Below are 234 nucleotides of genomic sequence, written 5' to 3'. Positions count from 1 at the left end.
GTCGAAGATGTTGCGCCACCACGATGCGCGCGTGTACGGCGTGCCGATGTTGTCCGCCGTCACGCCGACCGACGGCGCGTTCAGCACGCTGGCAGGCAGCGCCTGCAGGAACGCGGCCGCCGAGCGGTCGCTCAGCACGCGCTCGATGGTCGCCGACGACGAGTGGCCGTCGTCGCTCTGCGACAGATAATGGGCCGTCAGGAAATTGGCGAGCCCCGGCGCGCTCGCGCGGTC

1 protein-coding gene is annotated in these 234 nt (G+C 70.5%); it reads right to left on the bottom strand.

All coding sequences use genetic code 11. From position 1 onward, the window contains the following. Nucleotides 1-234, bottom strand: a 234-nt coding sequence (locus AC1RPV_RS08275) for a hypothetical protein (protein WP_481764283.1), incomplete at both ends; no start/stop codon positions are given.

It is taken from the genome of Dellaglioa sp. CoH-55-MRSF-9 (genome assembly GCF_056782155.1).
This window is presented reverse-complemented; position numbering and strand designations above follow the sequence as displayed.